We start from the raw sequence: 16,473 nt of genomic DNA, 5'->3' as shown, positions 1-16,473 counted from the left end.
ATTTGCGCGACACCGACCGGCCCTCCGCCTAGCGTGAGTTCATGACCCCCATGTCCCGTGCCGACGACATCGACGTACGCCCGATCACCGAATCCGAGTTCGCCGACTGGCTGCGTGCCGTGAACACCGGCTTTCTGCGCGTGCCCGTCCTCTCCGAGGAGGAGATCGAGGGCCGGCGCGGGAAGTTCGTCGAGGGCCGCTATCTCGGGGCCTTCGACCAGGAGCTCACGGCCGTGGGCGGGGCGAGCGTCCCCGCCGACGCGATCTCGGGGGTCACCGTCACGGCCACCCACCGCCGCCGCGGGCTGCTCAGCCGCATGATGGCGCGGGACCTGGCGGCGGCGAAGGACCGCGGGGACGTCGTCGCGACGCTGATCGCCGCCGAGTACCCGATCTACGGCCGCTACGGCTTCGGGCCGGCGACCTGGATGGCGGAGTGGACGGTCGACGTGCCGCGCGCGGGCCTCGACGCCCGCTGGGCGGGCCCGGCGGGCGGCGGGCGGATCGACCTGGTGGAGGGCGAGGACGTCCGCAAGCACGGCCCCGAGCTGCACGAGCGGCTGCGCCGCGGCCGGCCCGGTGTCATCGACCGCGACGAGACCTGGTGGAAGGTGAACACCGGCGCCCTGCGGCTGGACCCGTCGTGGAAGGTGCCCTTCTTCGCCGTGTACCGCTCGGCGTCCGGCGAGGTCGAGGGCATGGCCGCGTACGACGTGGACGACAACTGGGGCGACGCCAAGCAGCCGTTGAACACGGCGAGCGTGCGGTGGCTGCTCGGCGTGACACCGGCCGCGGAACGCGCGCTGTGGGAGTACGTCTGCTCCATCGACTGGGTCGTGAAGGTGAAGAGCGGCTGGCGGGCGCCCGACGACCTGCTCCCGCACTTCCTGCCCGACCCGCGGGCGGCGCGGATCACCTCGCTGGCGGACTGGCTGTGGGTGCGGATCCTGGACGTCGAACGGGCCCTGGAGGCGCGGACGTACGAGGGGCGGGGGGCGCTGGTGCTGGAGGTCGCCGGGGTGGACGGGCTGACCGGCGGGCGCTACCGGCTGGAGGCCTCGCCCGAGGGGGCGTCCTGCACGCCGACCACGCAGAGCGCGGAACTCGAACTGGGTCTGGGCGAGCTGGGCGCACTGTGGCTCGGGGACGAGTCGGCGGTGCGGCTGGCGGAGCTGGGGCGGGTGCGCGAAGAACGAGCGGGCGCCGCCCGGAAGGCCGACGCCCTGCTGCGTACGTCCAGGCGGCCTTGGTGCCCGGACATGTTCTGAGCCGCTCCCTTCTGCCGGCGTGCTGGGACCCGCATCCGTAGCGAGCTGTTCGGTTGTGGTTGTCGTGCGGCCGTGCCGGCCGGGCGGGACTCCCGGCTCCCCTCCGGAAGGGAGTCCCTTGGCGGGTGGCCAACCCCCTGAAGGTCTGACCATGTTCCCCAAGTTGGTGACCAACTTCACTGTACTTATCTCCGCTTGGAAGCGGCTCATAACCACCTTTCCCTGAACTGCCTTAAGATGGCGGGAAGTTGTACTGTTCAGTTGTGGACCCGGAACACGACTCCGTCAATGGACGGAAAAGGTCGCAACGGCCACAGAGGACACATCACGAGGTGGCCGACGAGCTGCGCGCCCGGATCAGATCAGGGGCGCTGCGGCCGGGTGAGCGCATGCCCACCCAGGCCCAGCTGGCCCACGAGTTCGGTGTCGAGCGCGGAGCGGTGCGGCAGGCGCTGCGCATCCTGCAGTCCGAGCGGTTGCTCACCAACGTCTCCAAGGGCAGCCCGGCGACCGTCGCCCCCGACCCCGTCGGTGCGCTGACCGGCCCGGAGGCCCCGCCGCTGCCCACGACGGTGGCCCTCGCCCCCCGGATAGCGTCGGCGTTCGCGGCGGAGCACGTCGAGATCGACGCCGTGTGCCTGACGTCCATCTCCCTCACGCTGGCCATCGGTGAGCCGCTGCGGCAGATCCACGCCGGACGGCTGAAACCGGCCAAGGTCGACGTCCGGGTGCTGCTGCCGAGCCGGGACATCGACCTGGCCTTCCCGGTGCCGGTCGAGGGGCGCGACGACGACCGGGTGCACGAGCGGTGGCTGGCGATGCGCAACGCCCAGGGGCAGGTCCTCCAGCACAACCTGCTGGCCCTGCGCTCCACCCACGGCATCGATGTCCATGTGACCTTCCGGGCTTTGCCCTTCACTCCGCCGGTGAAGCTGTACCTGCTCAACGGCACGGAGGCGCTGTTCGCGTACTACACGCTGACGCGCCGGGAGGCCGAGACCGATCAGGAGCGGCCGGCGATGTACGACGCCGAGGGCACCCAGTCCATGCTGTTCGACTTCCGGCAGGGGGCCGGGCTGCGTGACACGACGTTCGTGGAGCAGTCGCACCTGTGGTTCAACGCACTGTGGGAGACGATCAGTTCGGAGCTGGTGCTCACGAGCTGACGTCTCCCACGGGTCGTTCCGGGGTGGTGCGGTGACTCATCGGGCGGGCCCCGTCATCAGCAGCGCGAGCACCACGGCTCCCGCGGAGCTGACGGCCGGGCTCTTGGCCTTGACGCCGACGGTGAGAAGGATCAGGCCGACGATGCCGGCCGGACCGTACTTCCACTGGACGAGCTGTTCGAACGCGACGACGAAGGCGGCGGAGAGGAGTGCGAGGGCGGGCATCGGTGTTCCCCCTTCGGAAGTCCGGAAGCAAAACTTCCGCCAACTCCGAGAAGTTGGCAACCAACTCTGATTAAGTTGTGCCCACTTGGCCCCTAGTCATAAACAACTTTCAAACAACTCCCGCCAGATGGATCAGAGTTGTAGCGTTTGGTCGTGACCCAGGAGAGCGTGGCGGAGAACGTGGCAGTCAACGGCAGCAGAAGGTCCTCGCCCCAGGAGATCGCCGACATCCTGCGCGAACGCATCAAGGCCGGTGAGCTCAAGCCGGGAGACCGTCTGCCCACCCAGGCCGAACTGGCGGAGGAGTTCGGCGTGGAGCGCGGCGCCGTCCGTCAAGCGCTGCGCGTCCTCCAGGAGGACGGTCTGCTCACCAACGTCAGCAAGGGCAGCCCGCCCCGGATCGCGGCGCCGGCCCCCGCCCGCGGCGAACCCCAGCCGACCATGGTGGGTCTGGCCCCGCGCCTGACGGAGGCGTTCTCGGCGAAGGCCGTCCATGTCGACGTGGTCTGCCACACCGCGGAGACGCTGATGGTCGCCATCGGCGAGCCGCTGCGCCTGATCCACGAGGGCCGCATCCGCCCCGAGTCGATCGACGTCCGCATCCTGGTCCCCTCCCGGGACATCGAACTGGCCTTTCCCGTCCCGGTCGAGGCCCACGGGAAGGACAACCCGGTCCACACCCGGTGGCTCGCGATGCGCAACGCCCAGGGCCAGGTCCTCCAGCACAACCTGCTGGCCCTGCGCTCCACCCACGGCATCGACGTACGCGTCCGCTTCCGCGCGCTGCCGTTCACCCCGCCGGTGAAGCTGTACCTCCTCAACGAGGAGGAGGCCCTGCTCGGCTATTACATGCTGACCAGGCGCGAGGAGGAGTGGGGCAGCCAGACCCTCGACATGTACGACGTCCTCGGCTCCCGGTCCCTCCTCTTCGCCTTCGCCAGGCGAGCGGGCCGGCGGGACGGTGCGTTCGTGGAGGAATCCCAGAAGTGGTTCAACGCCCTCTGGGAAACCATCACGACGGACCTGACACTCTCCTAGTGACTCCTGATACGGCGCAGACTGGTGCGGTGACCATCGAGACCGAGAACGTTCCGTACGAACTCCGCGATCTGACCAGACGCGCGCGCGTCGTGCTCTGGGACTTCGACGGGCCCATCTGCCGCCTGTTCGCCGGGCACTCGGCGGAGCGGGTGGCCGGCGACCTGGTCTCCTGGCTCGAGAGCCGGGGCCTGCACGGCCTGCTGACCGATGCCGAGCGGGAGTCCCTCGACCCGCACGTGGTGCTGCGCGCCGTGGACCGCCGGCACCCCGGCAGCGACCTGGTCGCCGAGCTGGAGGAGCGTCTCACCCAGGAGGAACTGCGGGCCGCGACCTCGGCGATGCCGACGCCGTACGCGGATCCGCTGATACGCACCTGGACCGCGGTGGGTTCGCGGCTGGCCGTCACCACCAACAACTCGCCGCGGGTGGTCCGCAAGTACCTCGCGAGCCGCGGCCTCGTCGACTGCTTCGCCCCCCACATCTACGGCCGGACCCAGGAACTCCGCCACCTGAAGCCGGATCCGCACTGTCTGAACCGGGCACTGCATGCGATGGGGGTGGCGCCGGGCGATGCTCTGATGATCGGAGACACACCCTCCGATCACGAGGCGGCCGGGCGGGCCGGGGTGCCCTTCCTGGGCTACGCGCGCAACGGAAGGAAGGCCAAGCTCCTGAGGGCGGCCGGGGCCGACGTGGTCCTGGGCTCCCTGGAGCCGCTGCTGCACCTGCTGCGGCACTAGGTGTGCTGTCCGGAGAGGTTGGTGACGCGGCCGGCTGGTGTGTGGCCGCTGGTTCCGGTGTGGGGTCGCGCTTCCGCCGATGGTCGGCAGACGGCACCGGGGACCGGCTCCTGGCCCACGTCCAGCAGCACTGCGACGCTGTCGGCACCGCCGACTGGACCGTCGTCGCCGTGGACTCGACCACGGTGCGCGGGCCTGATCCGAACGGCAGGCGGTAGCTAGTCCGAGGCCAGGGGATCGCGGTGGTCCGCCTCGTCCCGTTTCCAGTAGCCCTTCGCGTAGGCGCGCCGGCGGTCCAGACCGAGGACTTCCGTGAAGTGGCGGCGGATGTCCCTGACGGCGCCGGACTCCCCCGCGGCCCACGCGGCGACGCGCTCGGGCGGCACGGCGGCCTTGATTACGGCGTCGCGCAGCGCCTCGCCCTTGGCCCGGCCGGCGTCCCGGTGCACCCACACGAGGTCCAGGCCGGCCGGAAGACTCACCGCGATCTCCGCCTCAGGGCCCTCCACCTCCAGGTAGACGGCGCCCCGCATGCCGGGCGGCAGGCTCTCGGCGATGGTGAGGACCGCGGGCTGGGCGCTCTCGTCGCCCGCCAGGAGGTAGAAGTCGGTGTCGGGAGCGGGACGGAAGGACCCCTTGGGACCGCCGAAGGAGACCTCCTCGCCCGGGCGGGCGGTCTCGGCCCAGCGTGCGGCCGGACCGTTGCCGTGCAGCACCACGTCGATGTCGACGCGGGGTCCGGCGGGGGAGTGGTGGCGCACGGTGTAGGCGCGGCCGGCCGGCTGCCCGTCGAGGGGATCGGTCACGAACAGCTTCACCCACTGCGTCGGTTCGTCGCAGCGGAAGGCGGACATGCCAGGCCCTCCCAGGGTGATGCGGGCCATGCGCGGGGCGATCAGGGAGACCGCCTCCACCGTGGCTGTGTAGCGGGTGCGACGGGTGCGGAACATGGGAACAGCCCTTCAGAGGGAGGGGGCGGCCGACGGAACCTCTCGTCGGCGGGCCAGGACGGTGGCGGTCAGGCGCTCGACGAACCGCGGGTCCAGCGGTTGTCCCGTCGTGAAGGCCCGGTGGAAGGCGGGACCGACGAGCAGGTCGAGGAGCCGGTCCGCCTCGTTCCGGCTCACCGAGGCGCGGGGGAGGGAGGCCAGGGCCTGCCGGACGTGTGCACGGTCGTGCTGCCGCTGCCGGTCCAGCACCTGGTCGCGCAGGACCGCGGCGGTCGTCGGGTCGTGCAGGGCGTGGCCGATGAGCACGAACAGGACGTGACCGGTGGGGGACTGGGCGAAGACCCGGCTCAGGTGCGTCACATGCTGCTCCAGAGCGGTCTGTGCGGAGTCCGGGAGCTCCGGCCAGGACGCCTTGTCGTGGAGATCCTCCTCCAGGACGTCGAGGAGGATGGCCACCTTCGACCGCCACCAGCGGTAGATGGTCTGCTTGGCCACTCCCGCTCGTTCGGCGATCGCGCTCACCGTCATCGCGTGGAAGCCGACGTCCATCAGCAGGTCGTCGGCGGCCCGCAGGACCGCGACCCGGGCGGCCTCGCTGCGCCGCGGGCCGCTCCTGGTGCGCGCGGCGGGCGCGTCGGCCGGCTGCCGGGTGTCGTGTGGGGCGTTGATGGCGTGCCCTCCTCGTCGCGTCGCGGCGCCTGTCCCGGGACGGTCGGAGAGGACCGGCCGGGAAGATCGACCCATCGAGACTAGACGCAACGGTGCGTATGGTCAAAGGGCGGGAATCCGCCATGTGCGGTGAGGGTTGGGTCCCGTTTCCCCCTGGATCGGGGGAGGTCCGAGGGGAAACGGGAGTCGGGGGGCAGGGGGGAAGCCGCCGGCGCGCGGCGCGTCAGCGGCGTGCGACCGCGTCCTCGTGCCGGGTGCCGCTGGTCTCCGCGCGGCCGAACAGCAGCCGCGTCCGCATCCGGTACACCGGTTCGCCCTGCTGGTTGTCCGCCTCGACGACGAAACGGACCGTGCCCGTGTCCGGGCGCCGGGGATGCGGCGCGGCCTCCTCCACGGTGGCCCGTCCGCGCAGTTCGTCGCCGGGGCGCACCGGGCGCAGAAACCTGACCTCGTCCATGCCGTAGGAACCCTGGCAGGCGGAGTCCGCGAGCAGCGCGCGGACGAACTGCCCCATGACCACGGCACCGGTGTGCCAGCCGCTGGCCACCAGGCCGCCGAAGGGGGAGCGGGCCGCCGCCTCGGGATCCAGGTGGAAGGGCATCGGGTCCCACGCGCGGGCGTAGTCCATGATGTCCTCGCTCGTGAGCCGCGTGGTCCCCAGCTCGTAGGTGCCGCCGACGCGGAAGTGCTCGAAGTGCCGCACGGTGAGTGCTCCTTCGTCTCGGGTGTCTCGGATGTCTCGGGGGAGCTCGGGCGCCTCGGGTGTCCGGCAGCGGTCGGGAACGGGAGTCAGCGCAAGGACGCCGCGTACACCGGCACGCTCGCGGGACGGACGGAGGCGGACTCGGGGCGGGGGCGGCCGAGGCGGCGCTTCTCGGCGCTGAACCACTCGGCGACCCGGAACGCCAGGTCCATCGACTGCCCCCGGTTGAGGCGGGGGTCGCACGCGGTCTCGTACCGCAGGTGCAGATCGTCGGAGAGGACCTCGTTGCTCCCTCCCACGCACTCGGTGACGTCCTCGCCGGTGAGCTCCACGTGCACCCCGCCGGGATGCGTGCCCAGCGCCCGGTGCACCTCGAAGAAGCCCGTGATCTCGTCCAGGACATCCTCGAAACGCCGGCTCTTGTGGCCGCTCGTCGCGGTGAAGGTGTTCCCGTGCATCGGGTCGCACACCCACACCACCCGGGCGCCCTCCGCACGCACCGCCTCCACCAGGGCGGGTAGCCGGTCGCGCACCCGGCCCCGCCCCATCCGCGCGATGAACGTCAGCCGGCCCGGGGTGCGCTGCGGGTCCAGCCGGTCCACCAGGGTCAGCAGGTCGTCGACGGCGGCGTCGGGCCCCAGCTTGACGCCGAGGGGGTTGCTGACGCCGGCGGCGAACGCGACGTGCGCGCCGTCGAGTTGGCGGGTGCGCTCGCCGATCCACAGCAGGTGCCCGGACAGCGCGTACCGCCGCCCCGTGTCGGGGTCCGTGCGCACCAGGGCGGACTCGTAGTCGAGGAGCAGCGCCTCGTGGCTGGCGAACACCTCCGTGGTACGCAGGGTCGAGGTGCTCATGCCGCAGGCCCGGATGAACGCGAGCGCCGCGTCGATCTCGTCCGCCAGCCGCGCGTAGCGGCGTTCCGCGGCGGACAGGGCCACGAAGTCACGGTTCCACTCGTGCACCCGGTGCAGGTCCGCGTGCCCGCCGGCGGTGAAGGCGCGCAGCAGGTTGAGCGTCGCGGCGGACGCGTGGTAGACGCGCTCCAGCCGGGCCGGGTCGGGGGTGCGGGCCTCGGCGGTGAACTCCAGCCCGTTGACGGCGTCGCCCCGGTACGAGGGCAGCGTCACTCCGTCGCGGGTCTCGGTGGGCTGCGAGCGGGGCTTGGCGTACTGGCCGGCGATCCGGCCGACCTTGACCACCGGGACGCCGGCCGCGTACGTCAGCACGGCGGCCATCTGGAGAAGGACCTCCAGCTTGTTGCGGACCGACTCCGCGCTCACCGACTCCAGGGTCTCCGCGCAGTCGCCGCCCTGGAGCAGGAAGGCCTGGCCGAGGGCCACCTCTCCGAGACGGTCGAGCAGGGTGTCGCACTCCCTGCCGAACACCAGGGGAGGCGCGGTGGACAGGGCCGACAGGGTCGTCCGCAGCGCCACGGGATCGGGCCAGTCGGGCTGTTGCGCCGCGGGCAGCGCCCGCCACGCTTCGGCAGCGGGATCGGACAGTGAGTTCTCGTCCATTTCCAGGGATTTCACGCTGAAAACCTCAACGCCTTCTGTTCCGAGGGCACGGCACGGGTTTGCGGTGGGCGCAGCCTGTCACGCGGCCGCCGGGTCCCGGCAGTGGGTCGTTGTGGCTAGAAGGGCGGATCTACTACCCGCGTACTAGCCCCAGCGGCCGACTGTCGGGGCCGGTCGCACTCCTGGAGCATTTCGGCAGGCGCACACCGTCGTCGGCACTCGGCGGCGGGCGCGGTCCGCCGCCGCATTTCTCCATGCCACCGGCTCGAAAGGTGATTCCGCATGAGCAGCACCGCCAGCCCGTCCGGGTCCGTGTCCCGTCCGCAGACCGGGGACGAGTACCTCGAGAGCCTCCGGGACGGCCGGGACGTGAGGATCTACGGCGAGAAGGTGCGGGACGTCACGAGCCACGCGGCCTTCCGCAACAACTCACGCATGGTCGCCCGGCTCTTCGACGCGCTCCACGACCCCGAGCGCAACAGCAAACTGGTCGTCCCCACCGACACGGGCAACGGCGGTTTCACGCACCCCTACTTCAAGGCCCCGTACACCTCCGGCGACCTGCGCGCCGCCGCGCGGGCCATGGAGGAGTGGGCGCGCATGACGTACGGCTGGCTGGGCCGCACGCCGGACTTCAAGGCCGCGTTCCTGTCCACCCTGGGGTCGAACAAGGAGCACTACGCGCCGTTCGAGGACAACGCGTCCGCGTGGTACCGCAAGGCGCAGGAGAACGTGCTGTTCATCGGCCACGGCATCGTCAACCCGCCGATCGACCGCAACCGGGGGCTGACCGAACTCAAGGACGTGATGCTGACGGTGGACCGGGAGACCGACGCCGGCCTCGTGGTGTCCGGTGCCAAGGTGGTCGGCACCGGCGCGGCACTCACGCAGCACATCTTCATCGGCAGCTACGGGGTCATCCCGAAGGGCGCCAAGGAGTTCTCCGCGTACTTCATCGTGCCGACCGACAGCCCCGGCCTGAAGATCATCTCCCGGCCGTCGTACGAGTTCGCCTCGGCCACCGTCAGCAGCCCCTTCGACCAGCCGCTCAGCAGCCGCCTGGACGAGAACGACGGCATCCTCGTCTTCGACGAGGTGCTGATCCCCTGGGAGAACGTCTTCTGCTACGACGTGGACAAGGCGAACAACTTCTTCTACGGGTCCGGTTTCTTCTACCGCGCCATGTTCCACGCCTGCGTCCGCTTCGCCGTGAAGATGGACTTCCTGACCGGTCTGCTCGCCAAGTGCCTGGAGACCACGGGCACCTCGGAGTTCCGCGGCGTGCAGAGCCGGCTCGGTGAGGTCCTCGCCTACCGCAACATGTTCTGGGCCCTGGTCGACTCCATGGCCGAGAACCCCACCAAGTGGCCCGACGGCACCGTCACCCCCAACGGCGAGACCGCGCTGGCCTTCCGCGTCCTGTCCTCGTCGATCTTCCCGAAGGTGCGCGAGATCTTCCTGCGGGACCTCGGCAGCGCGCTGATCTACAACAACTCCCACGCCCTCGACTGGTCGAACCCCGAGGTCCGGCCCTACTTGGACAAGTACGTCCGCGGCCTGGGCGTGGAGGCGATCGACCGGGTGAAGCTGATGAAGCTGGCGTGGGACGCGGTCGGCACCGAGTTCGGGGCCCGCTGGGAGCTGTACGAGATGAACTACGCCGGCAACCACGAGCAGATCCGCTTCGAGGCCCTCCACGCCCAGCAGGGCTCCGGGAAGTTCGACGACTACAAGCAGCTCGTCGACCAGTGCCTGTCGGAGTACGACGAGAACGGCTGGAAGGTCCCGGACCTCATCAACCCCAAGGACACCACCGTCATCGGCAACGGCACCCCCGACACCGGGGCGACCGCCCCCGTCGAGGCCGCGAGGTGAGCAGCCGTACCCCCGCTCCGGGCGGCCCCGCTGCCCCGCCCGGAGTCTCCGTCCTGCCGGACAAGGCCCATCTCAGGCACGTCCTCGGACAGTTCGTGACCGGTGTGTGCGCGGTGTCCACCCGCTTCGAGACCCGGTCCGGAGTACGCCACGACGCCATCGCGGTGAACTCGTTCAGCTCGGTCTCCCTCGACCCGCCGCTCGTGTCGATGTACCTGCGCGACGACTCGACCTTCCTGCGGCGCGTGCGGACGTCCGGCCAGTGGGCCGTGTCGTTCCTCGGACACCGGGCGCGCTCCCTGGTCGGCGTCCTCACCACGCCCGCGGCGCAGCGCCCGCCGGTGGAGCAGGCCGCCGACTGGGCCGTCGGACCGCACACCGGCTGCCTGGTCCTGCCGGACGGGCCCGGAACGCTCGAATGTGCCCTGCACCTCACCCAGACGCTCGGCGACCACGTCCTCGTCGTCGGACAGGTCCTGGGCGCCGTCGGCCGCGACCACGAGCCCCTGGTCTTCCACCGCGGCACCTTCACCGAGGTCGCACCGGCGACGTGAGCACACACCGGAGACCCCCAGCAGCGAACGGGAGAGGAGACGCCATGGCCGGGAAACGCCCGTACGTGGCTGTGGTGGGCGGCGGTATCGGCGGCCTGGCCGTCGCGCTCGGACTGCGGCGGCAGGGCGTCGAGGTGGTCGTCCACGAACAGGCGCGGAAACTGGCCCACCTGGGAGCGGGGATCGCGATCGGCGCGAACGGACACCGGGCCCTGCGGGAACTGGGCGTCGCCGAGCGGCTGACCGCAGCGGCCGCCCAGCCCGTACGGGCCGACTTCCGACACTGGCGCACCGGCCGGTCCATGGTGTCGCACCGCCTCACCGGCATGTACGAGGAGCGCTTCGGCGCCCCCTTCTGGACCGTGGAACGGGCGGCCGTCCAGCAGGCCCTGCTCGCCGAACTGGGCACGGAGCACGTCCGCCTCGGCGCCCGCTGCACCGGAGTGGAGGAGACGGCCGCCGGCGCCGTGATCCGCTTCGAGGACGGCAGCGAAGCGGAAGCCGACGCGGTCGTCGGGGCGGACGGCATCCACTCCGTGGTCCGCCACAGCCTCTTCGGTCCCGACGAGGCCGTGTTCTCGGGGACCAGCGGATACCGCGCCCTGGTCCCCATGGACCGGCTGCGGCACCTTCCCGAACTCGCCGAGCCGGTCCTGTGGCTGTGGCTCGGACCGGGCCGGCACTTCATCGCCTACCCGGTGGCGGACGGCAGCGCGCTGAACTTCCTGGCCGTCGTGCCCGACCGCACGTGGACCGTCGAGTCCTGGTCCACGGAGGGCGACGCCGCGGAACTGCTGGCCGCCTTCGACGGCTGGCACCCGTTCGTCACCGGGATCCTCGGAGCCTGCGAACGCCCGGGCCGCTGGGCGCTGTACGACCGGGAACCGCAGCGCGCCTGGAGCTCCGGCCCCGTGACCCTGCTGGGCGACGCCGCGCACGCGATGCTGCCGCACCACGGCCAGGGAGCCAACCAGGCCCTGGAGGACGCGGTGGTCCTCGCCCACCTCCTGGCGGGTACGGACGCCGATGGTGTGCCCTCGGCCCTGCGTGCCTACGAGCGCCTGCGCCGACCGCGCACCCGGCTGCTGCAGGCGGGCTCCCGCAAGAACGCCGGCTGCTTCCAGCTGCCCGACGGACCGGAGGCCGAGGCCCGCAACGCCCGCCTGGCCGGCCTGCCCGACGACCTCGCCTGGATCCACGGGCACGACCCTCTCGGCTCCCTGCGCCCGGCCACGGCACCGGCCCGAACCCCGGCCGCGCCCGTGGCGCCCGCGACGACCTGACCGGCCCGACGACCATCGACGAACGGTGAGAGACACATGGCAAGGATCTACTCCTTCGAAGGGAACGTCCCCGTCGTGCATCCCACGGCGTTCGTGCACCCCGACGCCGTACTGATCGGGTCGGTCGACATCGGACCCGGGTGCTATGTCGGCCCCCTCGCCAGCCTGCGGGGCGACTTCGGGCACATCGCACTCCGGGCGGGCTCCAACGTCCAGGACGGCTGTGTCCTGCACTGCTTCCCCGGCGCCGACACGGTCGTGGAGGAGGACGGGCACGTCGGCCACGGGAGTGTGCTGCACGGCTGCCGGGTGGGCCGGGACAGCCTGATCGGCATGAAGTCCGTCCTGATGGACGGCGTCGTCGTGGGGGAGCAGGCCTTCGTCGGCGCCGGCAGCTTCGTCAAGTCCCGGTTCCAGGTGCCGGAGCGGCACCTGGTGGCGGGCAGCCCGGCCAAGGTGGTGCGCGAGCTCACCGCCGACGAGATCGCCTGGAAGGGCAACGGGACGGCCCAGTACCAGAAGCTGGCCCAGCGCTGCCTCACCGGGCTGCACCCGGCGGAGGCCGCCACCGAACGCGCCGCCGCCCCGGCCCCCGCCCGGCCCGGCGAGCCAGAGCACGTCACCCTGCACGCGTACCGGTCCCGCTGAAGGAGCACCGTTGAGCAGGTTGCGCTGGCTGACCGCGGGGGAGTCCCACGGTCCCGCACTCGTGGCGACGCTGCAGGGCCTTACCGCCGGCGTGCCGATCACCACGGACATGGTGGCGGACCACCTGGCCCGGCGCAGGCTCGGCTACGGGCGCGGTGCGCGCATGAAGTTCGAACGGGACGAGGTCACCTGTACGAGGAGGTTGCCACGGCGGTTGTGGCCATCGGCGGGCGCACGCCCGAAAATGGTCACCCAAGTCGTAGTGGAAGCAATCGACTTGCGGCAGCCGCGGCCCCTCGCGTGAGGGTGTCGATGCCTCACGCGGGCACCGCCTCGTCGTCGAAGGGCACCAGGGTGCGCAGATCCACGACCTTCAGGTCCCAGCCCTCGGCCGCCGCCGCCTCCGCCGCGTCCAGACAGACCGGCAGGGAGGGGCCGTACGTGACGAGGGTGGCCGAGGACCAGTACAGCCGCTTGGGCTCCAGGAAGACGACCGGATCGTCCGAGGCGATGGTCGCGCGCAGCAGGCCGTAGGCGTCAGGGACGGTGGCCGGCGCGACCACGTGGAGACCGGGCGTGTGCGTGTAGTACGCCTCCGAGGCGTCGCTGTGGTGCTCGACGCCCCCGATCCCGCCGCCGTAGGGGATGCGGACGGTGATCGGGCATGGGCAGCCAAGGCGTCGCGCAGGGCCCGGTTGAGCGCCCGAGACATCGTCACCTGCTCGGCGGCCGGCCCGGCGCCGGGGAACGCACCGGTGACGTCGTCCATGGTGGCGGTCACTGTCCTGCCCCTCTGTGCCGCTGCCGCCAGCGGTAGCGACCGCCGCCAACTCGGCTGTCAGCAACGCGCGTTGTTCGTCGAGCTGGGGGGTTCGCCGGGCGTAGACGTGCTCGAACAGGTCCAGGGCGTCGGGGGACGGGCCCACGGAGAGGCGGGCGCGCAGGTCCGCGGCCATCTCCTCGGCCTCCCGCCGGACCCGGTCCACCCCGGCGTCGTCCAGCAGTCCGCGCTCCCGCAGGTGCCGCTCCATGCGGTCGACGGGGTCCCGGCGGCGCCAGAACTCCACCTCGGCCGCGTCGCGGTAGCGGGTCGCGTCGTCGGCGTTGGTGTGCGCGTCGAGGCGGTACGTCACCGTCTCCACGAGAGTCGGCCCGCCGCCCTCGCGGGCCCGCCGCGCGGCCTGCCGTACGGTCCGGTCGAGGGCCAGGACGGCGCCCACCTCGCAGGCCTCCTGCCCCCGTGGTGGACGGATGGACCGCCAGCCTGCCCTGCTTGGTCAGCGCCGTCCCTGCTCGTTGTAGCGACGTCCCCGTACCAGCTGCCGGTACAGCTCCAGCAGGACCGGGTCGTCCAGGGCCCGTTCGCCGTCCGGGCCGTCGATGAGGCTCAGGGGTCGCGGGGCGGGCAGCATGGCCGTCACGTCGTCCTCGGCGACGCCCGGCGGATCAAGAACTGACATGTGGATGAGGCTCCTTCGGCCGCGGGGACAGGGGCCGTGACTCCCGTGCGCACACCCGCGGTCGGGAGCCGGCGACCCCGCACCAGCATTCGCGACGCGCCGTGGCGACGGCAGTCGGCCGATACGGCTAGTACCTCGTACCTACTCCCAACAGGCGACTGGCGAGCCCATTTCGGGGACTTCACGCTGAATGCACTTCCGCGGCTCCGCATGACCGCGGCCTTCCCCCGCCAGGAGGCATGTTCATGAGCAGCTCAGCCACCTCCCGACTCGTCGTCGGCGACCGGTTCCGCGACTTCGCCGAGGCCGTTGGCGCCGAGACGTTCTCGCGCCTGGCCCGTTCGCTCGACGCGGGCGACCTGGACACCGTCGAGGGGCCGGTGCGCGTGGTCGCCGGCCAGGGGATCGGGGAGTTCGAGATCTCCTACCTCCAGGACGCCGTCACCCGGCGGCAGCTGGACGACCGGATCGTGCTGGTGCACTCCACCGGGCAGCCCGCCCGCCGCCAGGACCTGCACAAGGCGCGCGAGGACAACGTGCTGGTCGCCGGACTCACCCAGGTCGACGACACCACGTACGAGGCCGCCCTCCGCCTGCACGACCACAACGAACTGCTCGTGGACGTCCAGGACCGCGTGCACGTACAGGGCATGGTGGCCGTGGAGGCGGCCCGCCAGATGCTCGTCGCGGTGGTGGAGCGCTACTTCACGGCCCGTTGGCCGCAGCAGCGCTACTACATCGTCCTCAACTCCATGAACACCACCTTCTCCAACTTCCTCTTCCCCGTCGGCGCCACGCTGCGGCTGACGGTGGACGAGTCCGAGGTGTCGGAACCCAGCCGGCTCACCTTCCGCACGACGGTGGAGGTGGAGCAGGCCGGACGGGTCGCGGCCACCGTCACCATCGACGCGGCCGCGTTCGCCCCCGGGCTGCTGGAGGACAAGGAACTGCGGCGGGCCAAGAGCGCGGTGGCGAGCACCATGGACGCCGCTCTGGCCAGCGCGTGACATGAGGACGCCGGTACCGGACAACCCGGCGCGGCCCGCTTCGGGTCGACTCCCGTACCCGGAGCGGAGGTTCGCCTATCTGGGCCCGGAGGGCACCTTCACCGAGCTGGCCCTGCGCTCGCTCCCGGAGGCCGCGGGCTCCCCGCTGGCACCGGCCGCCACCGCCGCGGACGCCCTGGCCCTGGTGTGCCGGGGCGCCGTGGACGCGGCGATGCTGCCCGTGCACAACACGGTGGCCGGCGTCGTCGCGGACACGGTGCGCGCGCTCGCGGAGTCACCCGCGCTGACCGTGCTCAGGGAGGTCGTGTTCCCCGTCGATTTCGCCCTGCTGGTCCGCCCCGGTACGTCCCTCGTGCGGGTGGGCACGGTGAGCGGCCATCCGCACGCCGGGACGCAGGTCGCGGGATGGCTCGACAGGCGCGTGCCGCGGGCGCGGTGGATCCCGGCGCCGTCCAACGCCGAGGCCGCGCGCCGGGTCAGGGACGGGGAGTGCGACGCCGCCGTGGCCGGTGACTTCACCGCCGCCCACTACGGTCTCCAGGTCCTGTTCACCGGGATACAGGACACCGCCGGCGCGGCCACCCGGTTCCTGCTGTGCGCGCGCCCCGGCGGACCGGGCACCCGGCACCCGGCCCGCGCCGACCGCACGTCGCTGGTCGGGCGTCTGGCGGGCCGGCCGGAGGACGTCGACGGGCTGGTGGACGGCCTGCGGCGCCACCCCTTCCTGCGGGCCGTGTCCCTGCGGACCGTGTCCGACGGGCGCAGCGGATCGGTCCTGTTCGCCGACTGCCCGGACGGCACCGACCGGCCCGCGACCGCACGCGCCGTCGGCCTCCTGCGGCTGCGCGTACCCGGGCTGAGGTCCCTTGGGTCGTACCCCTCGGCGGCCCATGTCCCGTCGTACGAACGGAGCAAGACGATGGACACCGAGATCACCTCCGAAGCAGGCGGCCCCACGGGGCCCGCGTCCGGGGACATCGCCCGGCTGCGCGAACAGATCGACGCCCTGGACCGCTTCCTCATCGGCACGCTCAAGCAACGGCTGGAGACCTCCCGGGAGATCCAGCGGATCCGTACCGGAAGCGGCGGCTCCCACGTCGACTCCGGGCGCGAGGTCTCCATCCGGGGCCGGTACGCCGAGGAGCTGGGGGAGGGCGGAGCGGGCGTCGCCGAGGCGCTGCTGGAGATGTGCCGGGGGCGGTCACCGCGGTGAACCCGCCACCGGCCACGGCGGCGACACCGTCGCCCCGCCTCCGTCGCGGCCGTGAGGACGTCCTCACCGTCGAACGCGTCGTGGCGCACGAGCCGCCGGTGGTGGAGGTCCTGCCGGACGCCTCCGAACACCGCGCGCTCATCGCGCGCATGCA

The 16,473-nt window shown here is 71.8% G+C and carries 16 protein-coding genes and 5 pseudogenes; 13 read left to right on the top strand and 8 right to left on the bottom strand.

The features are described from left to right. The first annotated feature begins 50 nt into the window (after window positions 1-50). On the top strand, window positions 51-1,268 hold the full coding sequence (locus AB0G20_RS37070; RefSeq protein WP_361310784.1) for a GNAT family N-acetyltransferase: 1,218 nt from the start codon (window positions 51-53) through the stop codon (window positions 1,266-1,268). Between the two features lie 248 nt (window positions 1,269-1,516). Next, entirely contained in the window at window positions 1,517-2,434 is a 918-nt protein-coding gene (locus AB0G20_RS37065) for a GntR family transcriptional regulator (RefSeq protein WP_361310622.1), read from the top strand. Window positions 2,435-2,470: 36 nt separating this feature from the next. On the opposite strand, the gene AB0G20_RS37060 is transcribed toward AB0G20_RS37065, so the two are convergent. Further along, window positions 2,471-2,659 carry a hypothetical protein gene (locus AB0G20_RS37060; RefSeq protein WP_031143363.1) on the bottom strand — a complete coding sequence of 63 codons (189 nt, stop codon included), beginning with the start codon at window positions 2,657-2,659 and terminating at the stop codon, window positions 2,471-2,473. Window positions 2,660-2,806: 147 nt separating this feature from the next. Between AB0G20_RS37060 and AB0G20_RS37055 the strand changes: the two genes are divergently transcribed. The 3 genes and pseudogenes from AB0G20_RS37055 to AB0G20_RS37045 all read left to right on the top strand — a co-directional run. Next, entirely contained in the window at window positions 2,807-3,697 is an 891-nt protein-coding gene (locus tag AB0G20_RS37055; RefSeq protein WP_361310619.1) for a winged helix-turn-helix domain-containing protein, read from the top strand. 29 nt (window positions 3,698-3,726) lie between these two features. After that, window positions 3,727-4,440, top strand: coding sequence for an HAD family hydrolase (locus AB0G20_RS37050; RefSeq protein ID WP_361310616.1), 714 nt, complete (start codon window positions 3,727-3,729; stop codon window positions 4,438-4,440). 68 nt (window positions 4,441-4,508) lie between these two features. After that, window positions 4,509-4,631 (top strand): annotated as a pseudogene (locus AB0G20_RS37045) (IS5/IS1182 family transposase); the annotation flags it as partial. Window positions 4,632-4,658: 27 nt separating this feature from the next. Here AB0G20_RS37045 and AB0G20_RS37040 read toward each other — a convergent pair. From AB0G20_RS37040 to AB0G20_RS37025, 4 genes are all read right to left on the bottom strand, one after another. Continuing rightward, a complete protein-coding gene (locus AB0G20_RS37040; protein WP_361310613.1) occupies window positions 4,659-5,390 on the bottom strand; it encodes a siderophore-interacting protein in 732 nt (243 codons plus the stop codon). A gap of 12 nt (window positions 5,391-5,402) precedes the next feature. Further along, a complete protein-coding gene (locus tag AB0G20_RS37035) occupies window positions 5,403-6,134 on the bottom strand; it encodes a TetR/AcrR family transcriptional regulator (RefSeq protein ID WP_361310610.1) in 732 nt (243 codons plus the stop codon). Between the two features lie 148 nt (window positions 6,135-6,282). After that, window positions 6,283-6,762 (bottom strand): MaoC family dehydratase, encoded by a 480-nt coding sequence (locus AB0G20_RS37030; protein WP_361310607.1) that lies wholly within the window; start codon window positions 6,760-6,762, stop codon window positions 6,283-6,285. An 86-nt stretch (window positions 6,763-6,848) separates the two neighbouring features. Further along, on the bottom strand, window positions 6,849-8,279 hold the full coding sequence (locus AB0G20_RS37025; protein ID WP_361310782.1) for a class II 3-deoxy-7-phosphoheptulonate synthase: 1,431 nt from the start codon (window positions 8,277-8,279) through the stop codon (window positions 6,849-6,851). A 282-nt stretch (window positions 8,280-8,561) separates the two neighbouring features. Here AB0G20_RS37025 and AB0G20_RS37020 point away from each other — a divergent pair, with 282 nt between their 5' ends. The 5 genes and pseudogenes from AB0G20_RS37020 to AB0G20_RS37000 all read left to right on the top strand — a co-directional run. Next, complete coding sequence (locus AB0G20_RS37020) at window positions 8,562-10,154, top strand: 4-hydroxyphenylacetate 3-hydroxylase N-terminal domain-containing protein (protein WP_361310604.1); 1,593 nt, start codon at window positions 8,562-8,564, stop codon at window positions 10,152-10,154. Next, the gene (locus AB0G20_RS37015) at window positions 10,151-10,708 is read left to right on the top strand and encodes a flavin reductase family protein (protein WP_361310601.1); all 558 of its coding nucleotides are present in this window, start codon (window positions 10,151-10,153) and stop codon (window positions 10,706-10,708) included. Before AB0G20_RS37020 ends, AB0G20_RS37015 begins: the two co-directional genes overlap by 4 nt. Window positions 10,709-10,752: 44 nt before the next feature. Beyond that, window positions 10,753-11,991, top strand: a complete 1,239-nt coding sequence (locus AB0G20_RS37010; RefSeq protein ID WP_361310599.1) for an FAD-dependent monooxygenase — start codon at window positions 10,753-10,755, stop codon at window positions 11,989-11,991. A 36-nt stretch (window positions 11,992-12,027) separates the two neighbouring features. After that, window positions 12,028-12,639, top strand: a complete 612-nt coding sequence (locus AB0G20_RS37005) for a transferase hexapeptide repeat family protein (RefSeq protein ID WP_355818400.1) — start codon at window positions 12,028-12,030, stop codon at window positions 12,637-12,639. 10 nt (window positions 12,640-12,649) lie between these two features. Then, a pseudogene (locus AB0G20_RS37000) lies at window positions 12,650-12,829 on the top strand (chorismate synthase); the annotation flags it as partial. 130 nt (window positions 12,830-12,959) lie between these two features. Here the strand turns inward: AB0G20_RS37000 and AB0G20_RS36995 are convergent. From AB0G20_RS36995 to AB0G20_RS36985, 3 genes and pseudogenes are all read right to left on the bottom strand, one after another. Beyond that, a pseudogene (locus tag AB0G20_RS36995) lies at window positions 12,960-13,390 on the bottom strand (transketolase C-terminal domain-containing protein); the annotation flags it as partial. A gap of 211 nt (window positions 13,391-13,601) precedes the next feature. Beyond that, a pseudogene (locus AB0G20_RS36990) lies at window positions 13,602-13,859 on the bottom strand (thiamine pyrophosphate-dependent enzyme); the annotation flags it as partial. A gap of 57 nt (window positions 13,860-13,916) precedes the next feature. Next, a complete protein-coding gene (locus AB0G20_RS36985) occupies window positions 13,917-14,099 on the bottom strand; it encodes a hypothetical protein (protein ID WP_361310595.1) in 183 nt (60 codons plus the stop codon). Between the two features lie 245 nt (window positions 14,100-14,344). Between AB0G20_RS36985 and AB0G20_RS36980 the strand changes: the two genes are divergently transcribed. The 3 genes and pseudogenes from AB0G20_RS36980 to AB0G20_RS36970 form a co-directional block, all read left to right on the top strand. Beyond that, complete coding sequence (locus tag AB0G20_RS36980; protein WP_361310593.1) at window positions 14,345-15,106, top strand: AfsA-related hotdog domain-containing protein; 762 nt, start codon at window positions 14,345-14,347, stop codon at window positions 15,104-15,106. A gap of 1 nt (window position 15,107) precedes the next feature. Beyond that, a complete protein-coding gene (locus AB0G20_RS36975; protein ID WP_361310591.1) occupies window positions 15,108-16,319 on the top strand; it encodes a chorismate mutase in 1,212 nt (403 codons plus the stop codon). A 68-nt stretch (window positions 16,320-16,387) separates the two neighbouring features. Further along, window positions 16,388-16,473, top strand: a pseudogene (locus tag AB0G20_RS36970) (alpha/beta hydrolase); the annotation flags it as partial.

The organism is Streptomyces sp. NPDC024017, assembly GCF_040638895.1.
GTDB lineage: Bacteria > Actinomycetota > Actinomycetes > Streptomycetales > Streptomycetaceae > Streptomyces.
The sequence above is the reverse complement of the archived record's forward strand: the minus strand, read 5'-3'. Positions and strand labels throughout refer to the sequence as shown.